This is a genomic window from Oceanobacillus profundus, assembly GCF_003515705.1.
GTDB lineage: Bacteria > Bacillota > Bacilli > Bacillales > Amphibacillaceae > Oceanobacillus > Oceanobacillus profundus.
This window is the reverse complement of record NZ_QWEH01000015.1, coordinates 19,338-39,771: the sequence shown is the minus strand read 5'-3', so window position 1 is coordinate 39,771 and position 20,434 is coordinate 19,338. Positions and strand designations below refer to the sequence as shown.

The window sequence follows — 20,434 nt, the reverse complement described above, 5'->3', positions numbered from 1 at the left end:
AATCAGTTATTTACGCTTAATTCACGTTGACGTACTACAGTTTTCATACGTGCGATTGCTTTACGTACCTCACGGATACGTGCAGTGTTTTCCAACTGACCTGTAGCAAGTTGGAAACGCAAATTAAATAGTTCTTCTTTTAATGATTTAACTTTTTGTTCAATTTCGGCAGTGGTTAGATCTCTTATTTCATTAGCCTTCATTGCTTTCACCACCAATTTCTTCACGTTTTACAAATTTAGTTTTAATCGGCAGTTTGTGAGAAGCAAGTCTTAATGCTTCACGAGCAACCTCTTCGGATACACCTGCGATTTCAAACATAATTTTTCCTGGTTTAACTACTGCTACCCATCCTTCAGGAGCACCTTTCCCGGAACCCATTCGAACTTCGAGCGGTTTAGCAGTGTATGGTTTGTCTGGGAAAATTTTGATCCAAACTTTACCACCACGTTTCATGTAACGAGTCATTGCAATACGAGCTGCCTCAATTTGACGGCTTGTAATCCAAGAAGCCTCTGTTGCTTGTAAACCAAACTCACCAAAAGCAACTGTTGTACCGCCTTTTGCTTGGCCTCTCATTTTACCACGATGTTGTCTACGATATTTAACACGTTTAGGCATTAACATAGTAATGAGCACCCTCCCTTATTTATTTGTTTTTAGTTGGAAGGACTTCTCCACGATAGATCCACACTTTAACACCTAATTTACCATAAGTTGTATCAGCTTCTGCTGTACCATAATCAATATCAGCACGCAAAGTGTGTAGTGGTACTGTTCCTTCGTTATAATGTTCCGCACGAGCGATATCTGCTCCACCAAGACGTCCGGATACTTGTGTTTTAATTCCTTTAGCTCCTCCGCGCATTGCACGTTGAATTGCTTGCTTTTGAGCACGACGGAAAGAAATACGGTTTTCTAATTGACGAGCAATGTTGTCAGCTACCAATTTAGCGTTTAGATCAACTTTCTTGATTTCAACGATATTGATGTGAACTCTTTTACCTGTCAAGCTATTTAATGATTTACGTAAAGCTTCAACTTCTGAACCGCCTTTACCAATTACCATTCCTGGCTTACCAGTATGAATTGTAATATTAACACGGTTAGCTGCACGTTCGATTTCGATAGAAGAAACAGCAGCTGTGCTTAAGCGGTTTTCAAGATATTCTCTGATTTTAATATCTTCATGTAGTAAGTCTGCATAGTCTTTACCAGCATACCATTTTGACTCCCAGTCTTTAATGATACCTACGCGAAGACCTGTTGGATTCACTTTTTGACCCACTGACTATCCCTCCTTCTTTTCAGTTACCACAACTGTAATGTGGCTTGTGCGTTTGTTAATTTTACTTGCGCGTCCTTGTGCACGTGGACGGAAACGTTTCAATGTAGCACCTTCATTTACGAATGCTTCAGAAATCACTAGATTATCTGCATCCATTTCATAGTTATGTTCTGCGTTTGCTACAGCAGACTTTAGAACTTTCTCTACTACTGGAGAAGCACCGCGTTGTGTGTGGCGTAGAATCGCAATTGCTTCGCCAACATTTTTTCCTCGAATTAGATCAACTACTAAACGAACCTTACGAGGAGCAATACGAACTGATTTCGCAACGGCTTTAGCTTGCATGCCTTAGTACCTCCTCTCTTATTAGCGTCTTGTTTTCTTATCGTCGGCAGCGTGCCCTCTGTACGTACGAGTTGGCGCGAATTCACCTAATTTATGTCCGACCATATCTTCTGTAATATAAACTGGTACATGTTTACGTCCGTCATAAACAGCAATTGTGTGACCGATGAATGTTGGGAAAATTGTAGATCGACGTGACCAAGTCTTAATAACTTGTTTCTTTTCACCTTCGTTTAGGCTGTCAATCTTCTTCATTAGATGGTCATCTGCAAAAGGTCCTTTTTTCAAGCTACGACCCATGAATAAACCTCCTTCCAGAGTTGCAGACGGGCATTAGTTCCCGTCCTTACTTTACGTTTATTTTTTACGTTTACGAACAATATACTTATCAGATGGTTTGTTACGTTTACGCGTTTTGTAACCAAGTGTCGGTTTACCCCATGGTGACATTGGTGACTTACGTCCGATAGGTGCGCGTCCTTCACCACCACCGTGCGGGTGATCGTTAGGGTTCATTACAGATCCACGAACTGTTGGGCGGATACCTTTCCAGCGTGAACGACCTGCTTTACCTACACGAACTAGTTCATGTTCCGTGTTACCAACTTGGCCAATGGATGCACGGCAAGTAGAAAGGATCATGCGAACTTCGCCTGATGCTAGACGTACAAGCGTGTATTTTTCTTCACGTCCAAGAATTTGAGCTTCCGCTCCAGCTGAACGAGCGATTTGTCCACCGCGTCCTGGCTTCAATTCAATGTTGTGAATGATTGTACCTACTGGGATGTTTACAAGTGGAAGTGCATTACCAACTTTGATATCTGCATCTACACCTGATTCAATTACTTGATCTACTTTAAGTCCTTTTGGAGCTAAGATATAACGCTTTTCTCCATCTGCGTAATGGATTAGAGCAATATTAGCTGTACGGTTTGGATCATATTCAATTGTAGCAACGCGTCCTGGTATACCATCTTTATCACGTTTGAAATCGATGATACGATATTGACGCTTATGACCGCCACCTTGATGACGAACAGTTAATCTACCTTGGTTATTACGACCACCACGTTTACTTAAAGGTGCCAACAAGGATTTTTCCGGAGTATCCGTAGTAATCTCTGCAAAATCTAGCACAGACATGTTACGTCTACCGTTTGAGGTTGGTTTAAATTTTTTAATCGCCATCTTTTTCCCTCCTTCACGAATTTTTTAGATTATGCTTCAAAGAAGTCCAGTTCTTTGCTGTCTTCTGTAAGCTGTACGATAGCTTTCTTGCGATCTGAGCGATACCCGCCGTAACGACCCATTCGCTTGAACTTACCTTTAACATTCATTGTGTTAACTTTTTCTACTTTGACACCAAAGATAACTTCAACAGCATCTTTGATTTCAGTTTTGTTTGCTTTCGGGGATACTTCAAACGTATATTTTTTCTCTGCCATTAAATCAGCGGAATTCTCTGTAATGACAGGGCGTTTAATTATATCGCGTGCGTCTTTCATTATGCAAGCACCTCCCCTGCTTTTTCAGCTGCATCTTTTGTAATGATCAGCTTGTCATGCGCAAGCAAGTCGAGTACATTGATTTCATCAACAGTCAATACCTTTACAGATTGAAGGTTGTTAGCAGAACGAATTACTGTTTCGTCTGTTTCAGCAGTCACGATCAATGCTTTTGCATTAACGCTTAGCGCGTCTAACATTTTAATAACTTCTTTTGTTTTCGGAGCATCAATTGCAATGCTATCTAAAACAACTAAGCTATCTTCTTTTACTTTAGAAGACAATGCAGATTTAAGTGCTAAACGACGTACTTTCTTTGGTAGTTTATAGCTGTAGCTGCGTGGAGTTGGTCCGAACACAGTTCCACCGCCAACCCATTGTGGTGAGCGAATAGATCCTTGACGAGCACGACCAGTTCCTTTTTGACGCCATGGTTTACGACCACCGCCGCGAACTTCAGAGCGGTTTTTTACCGCGTGAGTACCCTGACGCATAGATGCGCGTTGCATCACTACTGCTTCATGTAATACATGTGTATTTGGCTCAATACCGAAAACGGAATCGTTTAATTCGAATTCTCCAGCATTACTTCCATCTTGTTTTAAAAGTGCTACTTTAGGCATGACATATCCTCCCTTCGTATGTGTGATTAGTTACCTTTTAATGCACTTGTGATTTTCACATATGATTTCTTTGCACCAGGTACATTACCTTTAATTAATAGTAGATTACGTTCTGCATCTACACTTACTACTTCAAGGTTTTGGATTGTGATTTGCTCAGAACCCATTTGTCCTGGTAATTTTTTACCTTTGAATACACGAGCTGGATAAGCTGCTGCACCCATAGAACCTGAAGATCTGTGGAAATGAGATCCGTGACCCATTGGTCCGCGACTCTGTCCGTGACGTTTGATTGATCCTTGGAATCCTTTACCTTTGGAAGTTCCAGTTACATCAATTTTGTCTCCAGCTTGGAAAGCTTCTACACTAATCTCTTGACCTACTTCATACTCGTCAAGATTTGCGTTACGGATTTCACGAACGTAGCGCTTAGGGGCTGTGCTTGCTTTTTCAGCATGACCTTTTTCCGCTTTATTCGTACGTGATTCCTTTTTATCAGCAAAACCGATTTGTATTGCTTCATAACCATCATTTTCTAATGTTCTTTTTTGCAAAACTACATTGGGCTCAGCCTGTATTACTGTTACTGGAACTAACTCTCCATTTTCAGAAAAAAGCTGAGTCATGCCGATTTTACGACCTAAGATTCCTTTCGTCATCCGTTACACCTCCTATATTAAACACGATTTTATAATTTGATTTCAATGTCCACACCAGATGGTAAGTCAAGACGCATTAATGCATCAACTGTTTTTGGTGTTGGCTCAACAATATCGATTAAGCGTTTATGTGTACGCATTTCGAATTGTTCACGAGAATCTTTATACTTGTGCACCGCACGAAGTACAGTATAGATTGATTTCTCTGTAGGTAATGGAATCGGACCAGACACTTTAGCACCTGAACGTTTCGCAGTATCTACGATTTTTTCAGCAGATTGATCTAAAATACGGTGATCATATGCTTTCAAACGAATTCTGATTTTCTCTTTTGCCATTATTTTCCCTCCTTCTCGCCCATATTATTATAGACATTCTCCGCGAAAATTTCTTAGCACCCCGCCATGGCAAAGGGGCCGGGTGTGCCAACAACCTTTCACATCATCGCCTTATGACCAACATTATTAGTATACTAAAAATGTCTAGTTTTTGCAACCACTATTTTCACATAGTCGTTTGCGCATTTCTATATTATACATATGTGCCCTAATGATTGCAAGTTATTCTAGAAAGTTTTTTAGATATACAGAAGTTTTTTGCGTTTCTTTGACAGATAGCATATTGGATAAACTTGATTGGTATTTGAAAGAAAATCCGAACTAGTGATTATTTGCTTAATCTGTGGAACAATCGCCGTCCGGGATCGCTCCGGTCGGATGCTTTCCGTGGGCACGGCTTCAGCCTCTCCGGAAGAAAACCACTTCCTGCGAGTCTTCAGACACGTGCTGTTCCCACAGGAGTCACCGCCCTACGCTCACCCGGACTGGTTAGAACAACATTTTTATTTTGATAAACCATGTTAGTATAGCCAGTGAACCAGCACTAGCGGAGGAAACACACGAAGACTCCTGCGGGATACGTGGCCAGAGTGAGACTTCGCAGAACGTAGTTCAAGAAGGCTCACGGGTCACCCGCGGAAAGCGTAGTGTGTTTCCGGAGCGGTATACGTACAATCTCTTAATACACATTAGTTCGAAGTTTATATATTTTGCGTACAATGTTCCGATAGCAAGGTAAGCAAGCGTGCAAAATGCAAAAAAACAGGTAACGTCGTCACGTCACCTGTTTTCATAGAAAAACTTATTATTTTTGGATAGTAGATACAACACCTGAACCTACTGTACGTCCACCTTCACGAATAGAGAAACGAGTTCCTTCTTCGATAGCGATTGGTGAAATTAGTTCAACTGTCATTTCAATGTTATCGCCAGGCATTACCATTTCAACGCCTTCTGGAAGTTGGATAACTCCAGTTACGTCAGTTGTACGGAAATAGAACTGCGGACGATAGTTTGAGAAGAATGGAGTATGACGTCCGCCTTCTTCTTTTGATAATACATAAACTTCAGATTTGAAGTTTGTGTGTGGTGTAATTGTACCAGGCTTAGCTAGTACTTGACCACGGTTGATGTCATCACGAGACACACCACGTAGTAGTGCACCAATGTTGTCACCAGCTTCAGCATAGTCAAGAAGCTTACGGAACATTTCAACACCTGTTACAGTTGTTTTGCTTGCTTCTTCAGCAAGACCGATGATTTCAACTTCATCTCCAACTTTAACTTCTCCACGCTCAACACGACCAGTTGCAACTGTTCCACGACCAGTGATTGAGAATACATCCTCAACAGGCATCATGAAAGGTTTTTCTTTGTCACGTTCTGGAGTTGGGATATACTCATCAACTGCAGCCATTAACTCAAGAATTTTTTCTTCGTATTCTGCATCGCCTTCTAGAGCTTTAAGTGCAGAACCTTTAATTACTGGTACATCATCACCAGGGAAATCGTACTCAGTTAATAGATCGCGAACTTCCATTTCTACTAATTCAAGAAGCTCTTCATCATCTACCATATCTGTTTTGTTAAGGAATACTACGAAAGCTGGTACCCCAACGTTACGAGATAAAAGGATGTGCTCACGAGTTTGTGGCATTGGGCCATCAGCAGCAGATACTACTAGGATAGCTCCGTCCATTTGTGCAGCACCAGTGATCATGTTTTTAACATAGTCAGCGTGACCAGGGCAGTCAACGTGTGCATAGTGACGAGTTTCAGTTTCGTATTCTACGTGAGAAGTTGAGATTGTGATACCACGTTCTCTTTCTTCTGGTGCACCATCAATTTGGTCATAGCCACGAGCTTCCCCGCCACCGTGTTTTGCAAGTACAGTTGTGATAGCAGCTGTTAATGTAGTTTTACCATGGTCAACGTGTCCTAAAGTACCAACGTTAACGTGGCTTTTGGAGCGATCGAATTTTTCTTTAGCCATTTATAGTTCCTCCTTTAAATAAATAAAAGTGTTTTTTTAAAATTATATAATCAACTAAGAAGTAACAACTTCAAGTTATCCCTTAGCCTTTATACTAATTGTTATACGTTAGATTAAGGAAAAAATCAATTATTTACCTGTGTTTTTCTCGATAATTTCCTCAGAAATGCTTTTCGGCACTTCTTCATAATGGTCGAATGTCATTGTGTATGTTCCACGACCTTGTGTATTTGAACGTAGGGCAGTTGCGTAACCAAACATTTCTGCTAATGGTACAAAACCTTTAACAAGCTGTGCGTTTCCGCGTGCTTCCATACCTTCAATACGTCCACGACGTGATGTTACATCACCCATGATGTCTCCCATGTACTCTTCCGGAATTACGATTTCTACTCGCATCATTGGTTCTAGAAGGACAGGATTACATTTGTTTTTAGCAGCTTTTAATGCCATTGATGCAGCTACTTTAAATGCCATCTCGTTGGAGTCAACATCATGATAGCTTCCATCGAATAATGTTGCTTTTACGTCGATTAGTGGGAATCCAGCTAATACACCGTTATCCATCGCTTCTGATACACCTTGCTCAACTGCAGGAATGTATTCACGTGGTACTACACCACCAACGATTTTGTTTTCAAATTCAAATCCAGCACCTGTTTCGTTAGGCTCGAATTTGATCCAAACGTGACCGAATTGTCCGCGTCCACCAGACTGACGTACGAATTTACCTTCAACTTCAGCAGCTTGACGGAACGTTTCACGGTATGCAACCTGAGGTGCACCTACGTTTGCTTCTACTTTAAATTCGCGCTTCAAACGGTCAACAATAATATCAAGGTGAAGCTCACCCATACCAGAGATAATTGTTTGACCAGTTTCTGGATTTGTTTCAGTTCTGAATGTTGGATCCTCTTCAGCTAATTTAGCTAAAGCAGTACCCATTTTATCTTGGTCAGCTTTTGTTTTTGGCTCAATAGCAACCGAGATAACTGGTTCTGGGAATTCCATGGACTCTAAAATAACAAGATTTTTTTCATCACATAGTGTATCCCCGGTAGATGTATCCTTTAATCCAACCGCAGCAGCAATTTCACCTGCATATGCAGTAGAAATCTCTTCACGGGAGTTTGCGTGCATTTGAAGGATACGTCCTACACGTTCACGCTTATCCTTAACGGAGTTCTTCACGTAAGAGCCTGAATCTAACGTTCCAGAGTATACGCGGAAGAAAGTTAACTTTCCAACAAATGGATCTGTCATAACTTTAAATGCTAAAGCAGAGAATGGTGCGTCATCAGATGATGGACGAGATACAGCTTCTTCAGTTCCAGGCACGATACCTTCGATTGGAGGTACATCTGTTGGAGCTGGAAGATAGTCAATAACACCATCAAGCATCAATTGAACACCTTTGTTTTTAAATGCTGAACCACAGAATACTGGGTAGAATTCAACATTTAGTGTTGCTTGACGAATCGCTGCTTTTAATTCCTCGTTAGAGATTTCTTCTCCTTCAAGGTATTTCATCATCAGCTCTTCATCAGTTTCAGAGACAGCTTCGATTAAGTTACCACGTAATTCTTCAGCTTGTTCTACCAATTCTGCCGGGATCTCACTTGACTCAGAAAGTGTACCCAAATCATCTTTATAAGAATAAGCTTCCATCGTGATTAAATCGATAATGCCGCTGAATTGATCTTCAGCACCGATTGGCATCTGAACCGGATGTGCGTTTGCACCCAAGCGATCTTTCAATGTTCCAGTAGAATACAAGAAGTCTGCACCTGTTTTATCCATTTTGTTAATGAAAACGATACGTGGTACACCGTACGTTGTAGCTTGGCGCCATACCGTTTCTGTTTGTGGTTCTACACCTGATTGTGCATCAAGAACTGTAACAGCTCCATCAAGTACACGCAATGAACGCTCAACTTCAACTGTGAAATCTACGTGTCCAGGTGTATCAATGATGTTGATGCGGTGTTCTTTCCAAGCAGCAGTTGTTGCAGCGGAAGTAATTGTAATTCCACGCTCCTGCTCCTGCTCCATCCAGTCCATTTGTGAAGCACCTTCATGTGTTTCACCAATCTTGTGAATACGTCCTGTATAGAAAAGAATACGCTCAGTAGTAGTGGTTTTACCTGCATCAATATGCGCCATAATCCCAATATTACGCGTCTTTTCCAAGGAGAACTCTCTAGCCATGTATTCTTCTCCTTCCTCTTAAAAGCTTTTGTTAGATTTATATTACCAACGGTAGTGAGCGAATGCTTTGTTCGCTTCTGCCATTTTATGCATTTCTTCACGTCTCTTAACAGCAGCTCCTGTGTTGTTAGAAGCATCCAAGATTTCATTAGCAAGACGCTCTTCCATTGTTTTCTCTCCACGCAGACGTGAATAGTTAACGATGTAACGTAATCCTAATGCTTGACGACGCTCAGGGCGAACCTCAACTGGTACTTGGTAGTTAGAACCACCAACACGGCGGGCACGAACTTCAAGTACAGGCATTACGTTTTTCATAGCTTGCTCAAAAACTTCCATTGCGTTTTGACCGCTTCTTTCAGCAACTAGTTCAAACGCATTATAAAGAATTTTTTGTGCTTTCCCACGTTTACCATCAATCATAATTTGATTGATCAAACGAGTTACTAATTTTGAATTATAAAGCGGATCTGGCAATACATCACGTTTTGGCACTGGTCCTTTACGAGGCATACTAGTATCCTCCTTTCCTATCTATTATATTTTAAAGCTTATTTTTTCTCTTTTGGTCTTTTCGTACCGTATTTAGAACGTCCTTGCATACGTCCTTCTACTCCTGCAGTATCAAGCGCACCACGAACGATGTGGTAACGTACCCCTGGTAAGTCTTTTACACGACCACCACGAATTAGTACAACACTATGTTCTTGTAAGTTGTGTCCGATACCTGGGATATATGCAGTTACTTCCATGTTATTTGATAAACGAACACGCGCATATTTACGAAGTGCAGAGTTCGGTTTCTTTGGAGTTAGTGTACCAACACGTGTACAAACACCACGTTTTTGTGGAGAGCTTTGGTCCGTAAGTCTCTTTTTGAAACTGTTGTACCCTTTGTTAAGTGCTGGTGAATCGGATTTCTTTACTTTACTAACACGTCCTTTGCGGACTAACTGATTAATAGTAGGCATTATTGATGTCCTCCCTTCCAAATTAAATTATTAAATTAAAATCAGCAATCAGATCTTCCTGAACACCGATTGTAATACCACACATCCAGGTGGTTCATATTTAGGTAAAAAATAAGATTTTAGTGATTTGACACACTAAAATAGTTATTTCCTAAGCGCTACTGTTGCTGCACCTACCTTAATGCCACAAGCGGCACCAAGCTTTTTCATGGAATCCACACGCTGATATGGTATACCTTGTTCAATTGCCAGACTGACTACTTCTTGTGTTAATTGCTTGTCAGCATCTTCAGCAATATACACTTCACTTACCTCACCATTTTTCATGGCTTTCAGTGTTTGCTTCTTCCCAACGATTATACTTGACTTGAGCTTTGTCACTTTTTCATAAGACATTTTGCTATCCTCCAAAGTAACAAGTATAACGGGAGCACCTTGAATATAGTACCATTCTCGTTTTTTAATGTCAACATATAAATGGCTATATTTTTTGGTGATCCCGATTTTTTTACTTGTTTAGCTTCTATCAGTTCTTTAATCAGGAACGGACTAGAATCATCACGTTAACTTAAAACAGCCGTTATTATTGAACTGTTTCTGTTTCTTCTTCAACTTGCGCTTCCTCTGGACGATCCATATCTGCTTTAATGCTTCGGTATTGTTGCATTCCAGTACCTGCTGGAACCAGTTTACCGATAATAACATTTTCTTTTAAGCCGAGTAATTCATCGCGCTTTCCTTTAATTGCTGCATCCGTAAGAACACGAGTTGTTTCTTGGAATGATGCGGCAGAAAGGAATGAGTCTGTTTCAAGAGATGCTTTTGTAATACCAAGTAATACCGGTCGACCTGTTGCCGGGTCTCCGCCAGTGTTTAGCACGGTATGGTTGGCATCTTTGAATTGGTGTAATTCAAGTAAGGAACCTGGTAAAACGTCAGTATCACCAGCAGAATTAACACGAACTTTACGAAGCATTTGACGAACCATTACTTCTACGTGCTTATCACCAATTTCTACCCCTTGCATACGGTAAACGCGTTGCACTTCACGAAGCAAGTAATCTTGAACACCGTCTACACCTTTTATACGAAGGAGTTCTTTTGGATCAACAGAACCTTCAGTGAGCTCTTGTCCGGCTACAACTGTATCTCCGATTGTAACCTTCATGCGAGCGTTGTATGGAACTGCATACGAGCGTTGCTCAACAGCGCCTTGGATAACAACCTCTTGCTTATCCTTGACCTCTTTAAATTCTAGAACAGTACCATCAATTTCAGTAATTACTGCTTGCCCTTTTGGATTACGTGCTTCAAATAATTCTTGAATACGCGGTAAACCTTGTGTAATATCGTCTCCGGCAACCCCACCGGTATGGAACGTACGCATTGTAAGCTGTGTACCTGGCTCACCGATCGATTGAGCTGCAATAATACCTACAGCTTCTCCTACTTCCACATCAGCACCTGTTGCTAGGTTGCGGCCATAACATTTCTGACAAACACCATGTTTCGTATTACATGTAAACGCAGTTCGAATCGTTACCTCTTCAATACCTGCTTCCACAATTACTTTCGCTTGGTCTTCTGTAATCAGATCGTTCTTTCCGACAATCAGCTCTCCTGTTTCTGGATGTTTTACATTCATGAAAGCAGTTCGGCCAATCAAACGGTCGAGTAGTGGTTCAATGACTTCCGAACCATCGACTAATGCAGACACGGACAAGCCACGATCAGTTCCACAATCTGCTTCACGGATAATAACATCCTGTGCTACATCAACAAGTCGTCTTGTTAAGTAACCAGAGTCAGCAGTTTTTAGTGCTGTATCCGCAAGTCCCTTACGTGCACCGTGTGTTGAAATAAAGTACTCAAGTACTGTTAAACCTTCACGGAAACTTGATTTAATCGGGATCTCAATGATACGTCCACCCGGGTCGGCCATAAGTCCACGCATACCTGCAAGCTGTGTAAAGTTAGAAGCGTTACCCCTCGCTCCAGAATCACTCATCATAAAGATTGGGTTTCGATTACTTAATGAACCCATCAATTTATCTTGAATGACATCTTTCGCTTGAGACCAAATCGAAATAACTCGATCATAGCGCTCTTCCTCGGTAATCAACCCACGACGGAATTGCTTTAGTACTTTGTCTACTTTTATTTGTGCTTCATCTAAGATCTTTTCTTTTTCAGCCAATACAACGATATCCGAAATACCAACTGTCATACCAGCTTTTGTTGAATAGCTAAATCCAAGATCCTTCATTCGGTCAAGCATTTTAGACGTTTCCGTGATTTTATATCGTTTAAATACTTCTGCGATAATATCGCCTAAGAAGCCTTTCTTAAACGGTTTGATTATTTCGCGTTTTTTAATTTCCTCTTTAATATTAGCGCCGCGTTCTACAAAATAATGCTCTGGAGTTTTTTCCTCAAGATTTGTTTTGGACGGTTCATTAATATATGGGAATGACTCTGGTAAGATTTCATTGAAAATTAACTTACCAACCGTCGTTAGCATTATTTGGCTGTTTTGCTCCTCTGTAAATGTCTTGTTATGAAGACTAGAGGCATCTACACCCACACGCGTATGCAAGTGAACATAACCGTTTTGATATGCAATAAACGCTTCGTTAGCATCTTTAAAGATACTTCCTTCACCGACAGCATCTTCACGCTCAAGCGTCAAGTAATAGTTTCCTAATACCATATCCTGTGACGGTGTTACAACCGGTTTCCCGTCTTTCGGGTTTAAGATATTTTGAGCAGCAAGCATTAGAATACGAGCTTCTGCTTGCGCTTCTGCTGATAAAGGTACGTGAACAGCCATTTGGTCACCATCAAAGTCAGCGTTATAAGCAGTACATACTAGTGGATGCAGACGAATTGCACGACCATCTACCAATGTCGGTTCAAATGCTTGGATACCTAATCGGTGCAAGGTTGGTGCTCGGTTAAGGAGAACAGGGTGCTCCTTAATCACATCTTCCAATACATCCCATACATCAGGATGTACACGTTCAATTTTACGCTTAGCTGATTTAATGTTATGTGCAAGACCTCGTTCTACGAGCTCTTTCATGATAAATGGTTTGAAAAGCTCTAATGCCATCTCTCTAGGCAGTCCACATTGGTACATTTTTAGGTTTGGACCTACAACGATTACGGAACGTCCGGAATAATCCACACGTTTTCCAAGTAAGTTTTGACGGAAACGTCCTTGCTTCCCTTTTAACATGTGAGATAAGGATTTCAATGGACGATTACCTGGTCCTGTAACCGGACGGCCGCGACGACCATTATCGATCAATGCATCAACCGCTTCTTGAAGCATACGTTTTTCGTTTTGCACAATAATGCTTGGTGCTCCAAGATCTAATAAGCGTTTCAAACGATTGTTACGATTAATTACACGGCGATACAAGTCGTTCAAGTCGGAAGTTGCGAAACGTCCACCATCCAATTGTACCATCGGACGAATTTCTGGTGGTATAACCGGAAGAACATCTAATACCATCCAACTCGTATCATTACCAGAATGACGGAATGCTTCCATCACTTCTAAACGTTTGATTGCTCGTGTTCTTCGTTGCCCTTGTGCTGATTTTAGTTCTTCTCTCAATGCATCTACTTCTTTTTCAAGGTCAATATCCTGAAGAAGCTTACGAATCGCTTCTGCACCCATTTGTGCTTTAAATGTATTGCCATACTTATCATAATAAGCACGGTATTCTTTTTCCGATAATAACTGTTTTTTCTCCAAAGGAGTGCCGCCTGGATCTGTAACGATATACGCAGCGAAATAAATAACCTCTTCCAACGCACGCGGAGACATATCTAACACAAGGCCCATTCGACTTGGAATTCCTTTAAAATACCAGATATGGGAAACAGGTGCAGCAAGTTCAATATGACCCATGCGTTCACGGCGAACTTTCGCCTTCGTCACTTCAACACCACAACGATCACAAACTACGCCTTTATAGCGCACGCGTTTGTACTTCCCGCAATGACATTCCCAGTCCTTCTGTGGTCCAAAAATACGCTCACAGAACAAGCCATCCTTTTCTGGCTTTAACGTACGATAGTTAATTGTTTCTGGTTTTTTCACTTCACCGTAAGACCAAGAACGGATTTTTTCTGGTGAAGCAAGACCTATTTTCATATACTCAAAATTATTTACATCTAACAAGGGGCAATCCTCCCTTTTTAATGTGCAATTTTACCTCTGGATTCATGTAAAAATAATTATATACAACAGAACGGTTCAGAGGGCCCTTGAAAAGACCCTGGAACCAATTCTGGATTGTGTCATTAATTCTCTTCTACATCGATATTAAGCTTTGTTGCCGCCTGAACTTCTTCCTCTTCTAGTTCACGCATATCGATTTCTTGTTCATCGCTCGAAAGCATTTTAACATCCATACCAAGACTTTGTAATTCCTTGATTAGTACCTTGAAAGATTCTGGTACTCCTGGTTCTGGAACATTATCACCTTTCACAATTGCTTCGTATGTTTTCACACGTCCTACTGTATCATCCGATTTCACAGTAAGAATTTCCTGTAGTGTGTACGCCGCACCGTAAGCCTCTAATGCCCAAACCTCCATCTCACCAAAACGCTGTCCACCAAATTGTGCTTTACCACCAAGTGGCTGCTGTGTTACAAGTGAGTAAGGTCCAGTTGAACGTGCGTGAAGCTTATCATCAACCATGTGCGCAAGTTTGATCATGTACATGACCCCTACAGACACACGGTTATCAAACGCTTCTCCAGTTCTGCCGTCATAAAGAATTGTTTTCGCATCTCTTGGCATACCAGCTTCTTCAAGTGTTTCCCATACATCTTCTTCTGTTGCTCCATCAAATACAGGACTTGCAACATGGATACCAAGCTGTCTAGCAGCCATTCCTAAATGTAACTCAAACACTTGTCCGATGTTCATACGTGACGGAACGCCAAGTGGGTTAAGCATAATGTCGATTGGTGTACCATCTGGTAAAAACGGCATATCTTCTTCCGGTAAAATTTTGGAGATAACCCCTTTGTTACCGTGACGACCGGCCATTTTATCCCCTTCATGGATTTTACGTTTTTGTACAATATACGCACGAACCAACTGGTTAACACCTGGTGGCAGTTCGTCTCCATCTTCACGATTGAAGATTTTAACATCCAGTACAATACCGCCTCCACCATGTGGAACACGTAAGGACGTATCACGCACTTCACGAGCTTTCTCGCCAAAGATAGCATGCAATAGTCTTTCCTCTGCAGATAATTCCGTAACCCCTTTAGGTGTTACTTTACCAACTAGAATATCTCCATCGGTTACTTCTGCACCGACACGGATAATTCCATACTCATCCAGGTTCTTCAGTGCGTCTTCCCCAACGTTCGGGATATCTCTTGTTATTTCTTCCGGTCCAAGCTTTGTATCACGGGCTTCGGACTCAAATTCCTCAATGTGGATGGATGTATATACATCGTCTTTCACGAGTCTTTCACTCATGATGATCGCATCCTCATAGTTATAACCTTCCCAAGTCATAAATCCAACAAGAACGTTACGACCTAAAGCAAGCTCTCCATCTTCCATTGAAGGCCCGTCAGCAAGTACCTCACCCTTTGTTACGCGGTCACCCTCACTAACGATAGGGCGTTGATTATAACAAGTTCCTTGGTTCGAACGTTTGTATTTTTGCAGCTTATAGTGAACAACATCACCTTGAACTTCTTTACCGTCAACTTCCGAAATGTGACGAATAACAATTTCCTTCGCTTCTACACGTTCCACAACACCCTCACCACGGCTAATTACCGCAGCTCCAGAGTCTTTCCCGTTTACATACTCCATACCAGTGCCCACAATTGGTGCTTCAGGCTTCATTAACGGAACCGCCTGACGTTGCATGTTCGCACCCATCAATGCGCGGTTAGAGTCATCGTTTTCCAAGAACGGGATACAAGCTGTCGCAGCAGAAACTACCTGTTTCGGCGATACATCCATGTAATCAATCTTATCACGGGAAACAATGATATTGTCTTCACGGAAACGAGCGATCACTTCAGCATCAACAAACTTATTGTTCTCATCAAGTTTCGCGTTTGCTTGTGCCACGATATAGTTATCTTGTTCATCTGCTGTTAGGTAATCAATTTTCATCGTTACTTCACCGGTTTCCGGATCTACACGACGGTATGGCGATTCAATAAAACCAAATTTATTTACCTTTGCATAGCTTGACAGAGAGTTAATCAATCCAATGTTTGGCCCCTCTGGCGTTTCAATCGGACACATACGACCATAGTGAGAATAGTGAACGTCACGCACTTCGAAACCAGCGCGTTCACGCGTCAAACCACCTGGCCCTAGCGCTGATAGACGACGCTTATGCGTCAATTCGCCTAATGGGTTTGTCTGATCCATAAATTGCGAAAGCTGAGAGCTACCGAAGAACTCTTTAATTGAAGCAATTACTGGACGAATATTAATTAACTGTTGTGGAGTTACGCTTGACGTGTCCTGAATTGACATTCTTTCACGTACAACTCGCTCCATACGAGATAATCCGATACGGAATTGATTTTGCAACAACTCACCAACCGAACGAAGTCTGCGGTTTCCAAGATGGTCAATATCATCTGTGTCCCCAACCTTGTAAAGCAGATTAAAGAAATAGCTAATAGAAGCTAAAATGTCTGCTGGCGTTATATTTTTAACTTCTTTTGTTACGCCGCCATTTCCGATTACAGTTAATTCACGCTCACCGCTCGGATCAGTTGGATCCATAATCTTAACGGACTGAATATTGATTTCATCTTCTAAAATACCATCGTTCGGTTCAAGAATTCGCTCGCCGAAACGATCTTCTTCCCTTTCTAAATACGGAAGAATTTTATCTAATAGTTTCCGTTCTAATCGTTCACCTTTTTCAGCTAAAACCTCTCCTGTTTCAGGATCAACAATAGACTCAGCCAAAATCTGATTGAACAGACGGTTTTTAATATGAAGCTTTTTATTCATCTTGTAACGACCAACATGCGCAAGGTCATAACGCTTCGGATCAAAGAAACGGGAAATTAGTAAGCTTTTCGCATTCTCCACTGTAGGTGGCTCACCCGGGCGTAAACGCTCATAGATTTCCAATAATGCCTTTTCTGTGGTCTCTGTATTATCTTTTTCAAGTGTATTTCGTAAGTATTCATTCTCGCCTAATAGATCGACGATTTCCTGATCTGTGCCAAAGCCTAATGCACGTAACAATACTGTAATTGGTAATTTACGTGTACGATCAATGCGGACATATGCAATGTCTTTCGCATCCGTTTCGAACTCAAGCCATGCACCACGATTCGGAATAACGGTAGCAGCAATACCACGCTTACCATTTTTATCGATTTTTTCATTAAAGTAGACACTAGGTGAACGTACGAGCTGTGAAACGATAACTCGTTCAGCTCCATTAATAATAAATGTACCTGTATCTGTCATAAGTGGGAAATCTCCCATAAATACTTCCTGTTCTTTCACTTCACCGGTTTCATTATTAATTAAACGAACCTTCACGCGAAGCGGAGCATTGTACGTAACATCTCTTTCCTTTGATTCATCTACAGGATACTTCGGCTCACCTAAACTGTAATCTACAAACTCAAGTGATAGGTTTCCTGTAAAATCTTCAATTGGAGAAATATCCTGGAACATCTCTCTTAAGCCTTCTTCGAGGAACCATTCATATGAAGCGGTTTGAATCTCGATTAGATTCGGTAATTCTAAAACTTCACTGATACGTGCATAGCTCCTGCGCTGGCGGTGCCGTCCATACTGAACTAGTTGACCTGTCAACTGCTTCACCCCTTAAATCGTGTCTTTTTGTCGCTGTCTGACAAAAAGAGAATCATATTTAGAAAAAAACAATACGAGAAAAAGTGATTCTCAGTTTTGTTTTTCGAACCTAACTTTTCAAAACTTAGGCATTCACAAATTATTTAAGTAAATACCTTCGTTGCATTGATGTAAATAGTAAGCTTTTCACTATCCTATCTACCTAGCTAAACTTTTCGCTCAGCAATATGCCGAACAAATTTTAAAGCATTGAAATTCATGGAACATGCTTGCCAGCGTGCCGTCGAAGTGTTTTACATCTCTTACCCTTCACCAGCATTTGAAAGCAATACAACAAATACTAGTTGTACACATAGCATTTATTTTGGTAAACTAGAAAAAAGGCTTTATTATAAAACCCTGCATTTTTTCCGATTCTACCAGTGTTGCCGTTCAGCAATCAAATATACGTCCCATATTTTATAAAGATTCCCTTGACAAAAGAATCCCCATGTTACCATCTTCCAATCTTACCACACTAATTCTATGTGGTCAAACATTTAAAGCTCTTAATATATAGTATCCTTTACTTTTGATAACAACATCTACATTTCCAAACAAGTCCTCGATCTTATCCATCGCCGAAGGTGCTCCTTGCTTCTTTTGAATAACCACCCATAATTGACCATCCGGAAGCAAAGCTTTTTTCGAATCCTCAAACATTTGATGAACCACTTGCTTTCCCGCTCGAATCGGCGGGTTCGTGAGGATGGCCGCGAACTTCCGTCCAGGCAAACCTGACAAACGATCACTTTGGATAACCTCAGTGTTTATTTGATTATTGATAGCCGCATTTTTCTCAGCAAGCGCAAGCGCACGCTCATTTACATCCACCATCACAACTTGGCGATTAACAAAATCATTCGCAAGCGCGATTCCAATTGGACCATAACCACAACCAAGGTCCAATAGATCGCCAGGAACACTTGGCTCCTGAAATTGCTCTATTAAAAGTCTCGAACCAAAATCGACTTCGTTTTTTGAAAACACGCCAACATCACTTGTAAACGTATATTTTTTTCCTCTTAGTTGGTACGTCCATGTTTTTGGTAAAGTTTTAGATTGAGGTTTATTAGAAAAGTAATGCTCAGACATTTGGGCACCTACTTCTTAGTTATATTTAAAATTAGAAGATACCTGAAAGCAAACTACCTCCAGATAATATATAAAACTTAATTCAATCGAAGATACCTCTCTTGCACCATATACATCGACAGGCACAAAAAAGAAAATGCCGAAAGTAGTTAGATCAAGATCTTCTCTTTTATACAATCGACATGAATTACTCTTAATTATTTTGATCCGGCAATAAAATACCGCATCAATAATAAAGCGAAACTTTATTCAGGCAGTCAGCCTTCTGGATGTTAGTTAAACAGAATCAGGAGATTACGGCTGTTCATACCACAAGATCCCCCTCGCAATTAGAGGTTGGGGTTCTTCACTCCATTAACGCGTGATAAAAAGCCCGCCGAAATTCGACGAGCTCTATCATTTTCTATTAGCAAAATTATTTAACTTCTACTTCAGCGCCAGCTTCTTCAAGTTTACCTTTAACTTCTTCAGCTTCTTCTTTAGCTACGCCTTCTTTAATTGCTTTTGGCGCGTTATCTACTAAGTCTTTTGCGTCTTTAAGACCAAGACCAGTGATTTCACGAACAGCTTTAACAACTTTGATTTTTGATGCTCCAGCACTTGTAAGTACTACATCAAACTCAGTTTGCTCTTCAACAGCAGCTCCACCAGCAGCACCAGCAGCAGCTACAGGTGCAGCAGCAGTTACTCCAAATTCTTCTTCGATTGCTTTAACAAGATCGTTTAATTCTAAAACGGACATTTCTTTGATTGCGCCAATCATTTCTTCTTTAGTCATGATATATTTTCCTCCTAATATTTTAGTTTAATTTAGTAATATCGTCAGGCGATTATTAAGCGCCTTGTTCTTCCTTTTGTTCTGCAACTGCTTTCGTAACGTAAGCAAAGTTACGGATAGGTGCTTGAAGCACGCTAAGCAGCATAGACACCATACCTTCGTAGTTTGGAAGCTCAGCAAGCTCTTGAATTTGTTCAAGGCTAGCTACTTGACCTTCGATAACGCCACCTTTGATTTCTAATGCCTCATGTTCTTTCATGAAGTTATTAAGAATTCTTGCTGGTGCTACTACATCATCGTTACTGAAAGCGATAGCTGTTGGTCCTACCAACACATCGTTCAAGCCTGAAAGTTCAGCTGCTTCTACAGCACGGCGAGTCATTGTATTTTTGTAAACTTTAAAGTCGATTCCCGCATCGCGTAGTTCTTTACGTAATGCTGTAACTTCTGCCACATCAAGACCACGGTAGTCAACCACTATTGAAGTTTGACTAGCACGGAATTTTTCTGTGATTTCTTCAACTAATTGTTTCTTTTGTTCAATTACTGCAGACATTGTTCCACCTCCTATTATCATTTCTTTCATATCATTACACCGCAGGGATATATAAGAAAAGCTCCCACGTAGACATGGGAGCTTAATATAACAAATGGACATTAACATAGATTAACTCATCTGTATATAAACAAACCTCGGCAGGATATTAAGCGGAAATCCGCACCTACTGTCTACGGTATAAC

The 20,434-nt window shown here is 40.9% G+C and carries 20 protein-coding genes and 1 other annotated feature (1 of these 21 running past the window's edge); all 20 genes read right to left on the bottom strand.

Going from position 1 to position 20,434, the window contains the following annotated elements; translation table 11 throughout:
- Positions 1 to 2: 2 nt before the first annotated feature.
- The 20 genes from rpmC to rplJ all read right to left on the bottom strand — a co-directional run bounded on the left by rpmC (position 3) and on the right by rplJ (position 20,249).
- Positions 3 to 203 (bottom strand): 50S ribosomal protein L29, encoded by a 201-nt coding sequence (gene rpmC, locus D1B32_RS17875; protein ID WP_087975050.1) that lies wholly within the window; start codon positions 201 to 203, stop codon positions 3 to 5.
- A complete protein-coding gene (gene rplP, locus D1B32_RS17870; RefSeq protein ID WP_026680240.1) occupies positions 193 to 627 on the bottom strand; it encodes a 50S ribosomal protein L16 in 435 nt (144 codons plus the stop codon). Before rplP ends, rpmC begins: the two co-directional genes overlap by 11 nt.
- A gap of 22 nt (positions 628 to 649) precedes the next feature.
- Entirely contained in the window at positions 650 to 1,288 is a 639-nt protein-coding gene (gene rpsC, locus D1B32_RS17865; protein WP_095313542.1) for a 30S ribosomal protein S3, read from the bottom strand.
- 3 nt (positions 1,289 to 1,291) lie between these two features.
- Positions 1,292 to 1,633 (bottom strand): 50S ribosomal protein L22, encoded by a 342-nt coding sequence (gene rplV, locus D1B32_RS17860; RefSeq protein ID WP_095313544.1) that lies wholly within the window; start codon positions 1,631 to 1,633, stop codon positions 1,292 to 1,294.
- A 21-nt stretch (positions 1,634 to 1,654) separates the two neighbouring features.
- A complete protein-coding gene (gene rpsS / locus D1B32_RS17855; RefSeq protein ID WP_095313546.1) occupies positions 1,655 to 1,933 on the bottom strand; it encodes a 30S ribosomal protein S19 in 279 nt (92 codons plus the stop codon).
- Positions 1,934 to 1,990: 57 nt separating this feature from the next.
- Positions 1,991 to 2,821, bottom strand: coding sequence for a 50S ribosomal protein L2 (gene rplB / locus D1B32_RS17850; RefSeq protein ID WP_095313547.1), 831 nt, complete (start codon positions 2,819 to 2,821; stop codon positions 1,991 to 1,993).
- A gap of 29 nt (positions 2,822 to 2,850) precedes the next feature.
- A complete protein-coding gene (rplW, locus tag D1B32_RS17845) occupies positions 2,851 to 3,138 on the bottom strand; it encodes a 50S ribosomal protein L23 (protein WP_095313549.1) in 288 nt (95 codons plus the stop codon).
- Positions 3,138 to 3,761, bottom strand: coding sequence for a 50S ribosomal protein L4 (gene rplD / locus D1B32_RS17840; RefSeq protein WP_095313550.1), 624 nt, complete (start codon positions 3,759 to 3,761; stop codon positions 3,138 to 3,140). Before rplD ends, rplW begins: the two co-directional genes overlap by 1 nt.
- Before the next feature lie 26 nt (positions 3,762 to 3,787).
- Positions 3,788 to 4,420 (bottom strand): 50S ribosomal protein L3, encoded by a 633-nt coding sequence (gene rplC, locus D1B32_RS17835; protein ID WP_095313552.1) that lies wholly within the window; start codon positions 4,418 to 4,420, stop codon positions 3,788 to 3,790.
- Between the two features lie 29 nt (positions 4,421 to 4,449).
- Positions 4,450 to 4,758, bottom strand: a complete 309-nt coding sequence (gene rpsJ, locus D1B32_RS17830) for a 30S ribosomal protein S10 (RefSeq protein ID WP_095313553.1) — start codon at positions 4,756 to 4,758, stop codon at positions 4,450 to 4,452.
- A gap of 805 nt (positions 4,759 to 5,563) precedes the next feature.
- Positions 5,564 to 6,751 (bottom strand): elongation factor Tu, encoded by a 1,188-nt coding sequence (tuf, locus tag D1B32_RS17825; RefSeq protein WP_118890046.1) that lies wholly within the window; start codon positions 6,749 to 6,751, stop codon positions 5,564 to 5,566.
- 129 nt (positions 6,752 to 6,880) lie between these two features.
- Entirely contained in the window at positions 6,881 to 8,959 is a 2,079-nt protein-coding gene (gene fusA / locus D1B32_RS17820; protein ID WP_118890045.1) for an elongation factor G, read from the bottom strand.
- Between the two features lie 42 nt (positions 8,960 to 9,001).
- Positions 9,002 to 9,472, bottom strand: coding sequence for a 30S ribosomal protein S7 (gene rpsG, locus D1B32_RS17815; protein WP_095313562.1), 471 nt, complete (start codon positions 9,470 to 9,472; stop codon positions 9,002 to 9,004).
- Positions 9,473 to 9,510: 38 nt separating this feature from the next.
- Positions 9,511 to 9,930: a 30S ribosomal protein S12 gene (rpsL, locus tag D1B32_RS17810; protein WP_095313564.1), complete on the bottom strand. Its 420-nt coding sequence runs from the start codon at positions 9,928 to 9,930 to the stop codon at positions 9,511 to 9,513.
- A gap of 144 nt (positions 9,931 to 10,074) precedes the next feature.
- Positions 10,075 to 10,326 carry a 50S ribosomal protein L7ae-like protein gene (locus D1B32_RS17805; RefSeq protein WP_095313566.1) on the bottom strand — a complete coding sequence of 84 codons (252 nt, stop codon included), beginning with the start codon at positions 10,324 to 10,326 and terminating at the stop codon, positions 10,075 to 10,077.
- Between the two features lie 187 nt (positions 10,327 to 10,513).
- On the bottom strand, positions 10,514 to 14,122 hold the full coding sequence (gene rpoC, locus D1B32_RS17800; RefSeq protein WP_095313568.1) for a DNA-directed RNA polymerase subunit beta': 3,609 nt from the start codon (positions 14,120 to 14,122) through the stop codon (positions 10,514 to 10,516).
- A 122-nt stretch (positions 14,123 to 14,244) separates the two neighbouring features.
- Positions 14,245 to 17,781 (bottom strand): DNA-directed RNA polymerase subunit beta, encoded by a 3,537-nt coding sequence (gene rpoB, locus D1B32_RS17795; protein WP_118890044.1) that lies wholly within the window; start codon positions 17,779 to 17,781, stop codon positions 14,245 to 14,247.
- Between the two features lie 531 nt (positions 17,782 to 18,312).
- The gene (locus tag D1B32_RS17790; RefSeq protein ID WP_118890043.1) at positions 18,313 to 18,915 is read right to left on the bottom strand and encodes a class I SAM-dependent methyltransferase; all 603 of its coding nucleotides are present in this window, start codon (positions 18,913 to 18,915) and stop codon (positions 18,313 to 18,315) included.
- A 415-nt stretch (positions 18,916 to 19,330) separates the two neighbouring features.
- The gene (gene rplL, locus D1B32_RS17785; RefSeq protein ID WP_118890042.1) at positions 19,331 to 19,693 is read right to left on the bottom strand and encodes a 50S ribosomal protein L7/L12; all 363 of its coding nucleotides are present in this window, start codon (positions 19,691 to 19,693) and stop codon (positions 19,331 to 19,333) included.
- Positions 19,694 to 19,748: 55 nt separating this feature from the next.
- Entirely contained in the window at positions 19,749 to 20,249 is a 501-nt protein-coding gene (gene rplJ / locus D1B32_RS17780) for a 50S ribosomal protein L10 (RefSeq protein ID WP_095313574.1), read from the bottom strand.
- 45 nt (positions 20,250 to 20,294) lie between these two features.
- Positions 20,295 to 20,434: a sequence feature (ribosomal protein L10 leader region), on the bottom strand (it continues 12 nt past the right edge of the window).

Excerpts from the sequence above, each read along its gene's own strand:
- tuf (WP_118890046.1), bottom strand. The coding sequence starts at position 6,751 with ATGGCTAAAGAAAAATTCGATCGCTCCAAAAGCCACGTTAACGTTGGT.
- fusA (WP_118890045.1), bottom strand. The coding sequence starts at position 8,959 with ATGGCTAGAGAGTTCTCCTTGGAAAAGACGCGTAATATTGGGATTATG.
- D1B32_RS17805 (WP_095313566.1), bottom strand. The coding sequence starts at position 10,326 with ATGTCTTATGAAAAAGTGACAAAGCTCAAGTCAAGTATAATCGTTGGG.
- rplW (WP_095313549.1), bottom strand. The coding sequence starts at position 3,138 with ATGAAAGACGCACGCGATATAATTAAACGCCCTGTCATTACAGAGAAT.
- rplB (WP_095313547.1), bottom strand. The coding sequence starts at position 2,821 with ATGGCGATTAAAAAATTTAAACCAACCTCAAACGGTAGACGTAACATG.
- rplC (WP_095313552.1), bottom strand. The coding sequence starts at position 4,420 with ATGACGAAAGGAATCTTAGGTCGTAAAATCGGCATGACTCAGCTTTTT.
- rpsS (WP_095313546.1), bottom strand. The coding sequence starts at position 1,933 with ATGGGTCGTAGCTTGAAAAAAGGACCTTTTGCAGATGACCATCTAATG.
- rpsJ (WP_095313553.1), bottom strand. The coding sequence starts at position 4,758 with ATGGCAAAAGAGAAAATCAGAATTCGTTTGAAAGCATATGATCACCGT.
- D1B32_RS17790 (WP_118890043.1), bottom strand. The coding sequence starts at position 18,915 with ATGTCTGAGCATTACTTTTCTAATAAACCTCAATCTAAAACTTTACCA.
- rplP (WP_026680240.1), bottom strand. The coding sequence starts at position 627 with ATGTTAATGCCTAAACGTGTTAAATATCGTAGACAACATCGTGGTAAA.
- rplV (WP_095313544.1), bottom strand. The coding sequence starts at position 1,633 with ATGCAAGCTAAAGCCGTTGCGAAATCAGTTCGTATTGCTCCTCGTAAG.
- rplD (WP_095313550.1), bottom strand. The coding sequence starts at position 3,761 with ATGCCTAAAGTAGCACTTTTAAAACAAGATGGAAGTAATGCTGGAGAA.
- rpsL (WP_095313564.1), bottom strand. The coding sequence starts at position 9,930 with ATGCCTACTATTAATCAGTTAGTCCGCAAAGGACGTGTTAGTAAAGTA.
- rpsG (WP_095313562.1), bottom strand. The coding sequence starts at position 9,472 with ATGCCTCGTAAAGGACCAGTGCCAAAACGTGATGTATTGCCAGATCCG.
- rpmC (WP_087975050.1), bottom strand. The coding sequence starts at position 203 with ATGAAGGCTAATGAAATAAGAGATCTAACCACTGCCGAAATTGAACAA.
- rplJ (WP_095313574.1), bottom strand. The coding sequence starts at position 20,249 with ATGTCTGCAGTAATTGAACAAAAGAAACAATTAGTTGAAGAAATCACA.
- rplL (WP_118890042.1), bottom strand. The coding sequence starts at position 19,693 with ATGACTAAAGAAGAAATGATTGGCGCAATCAAAGAAATGTCCGTTTTA.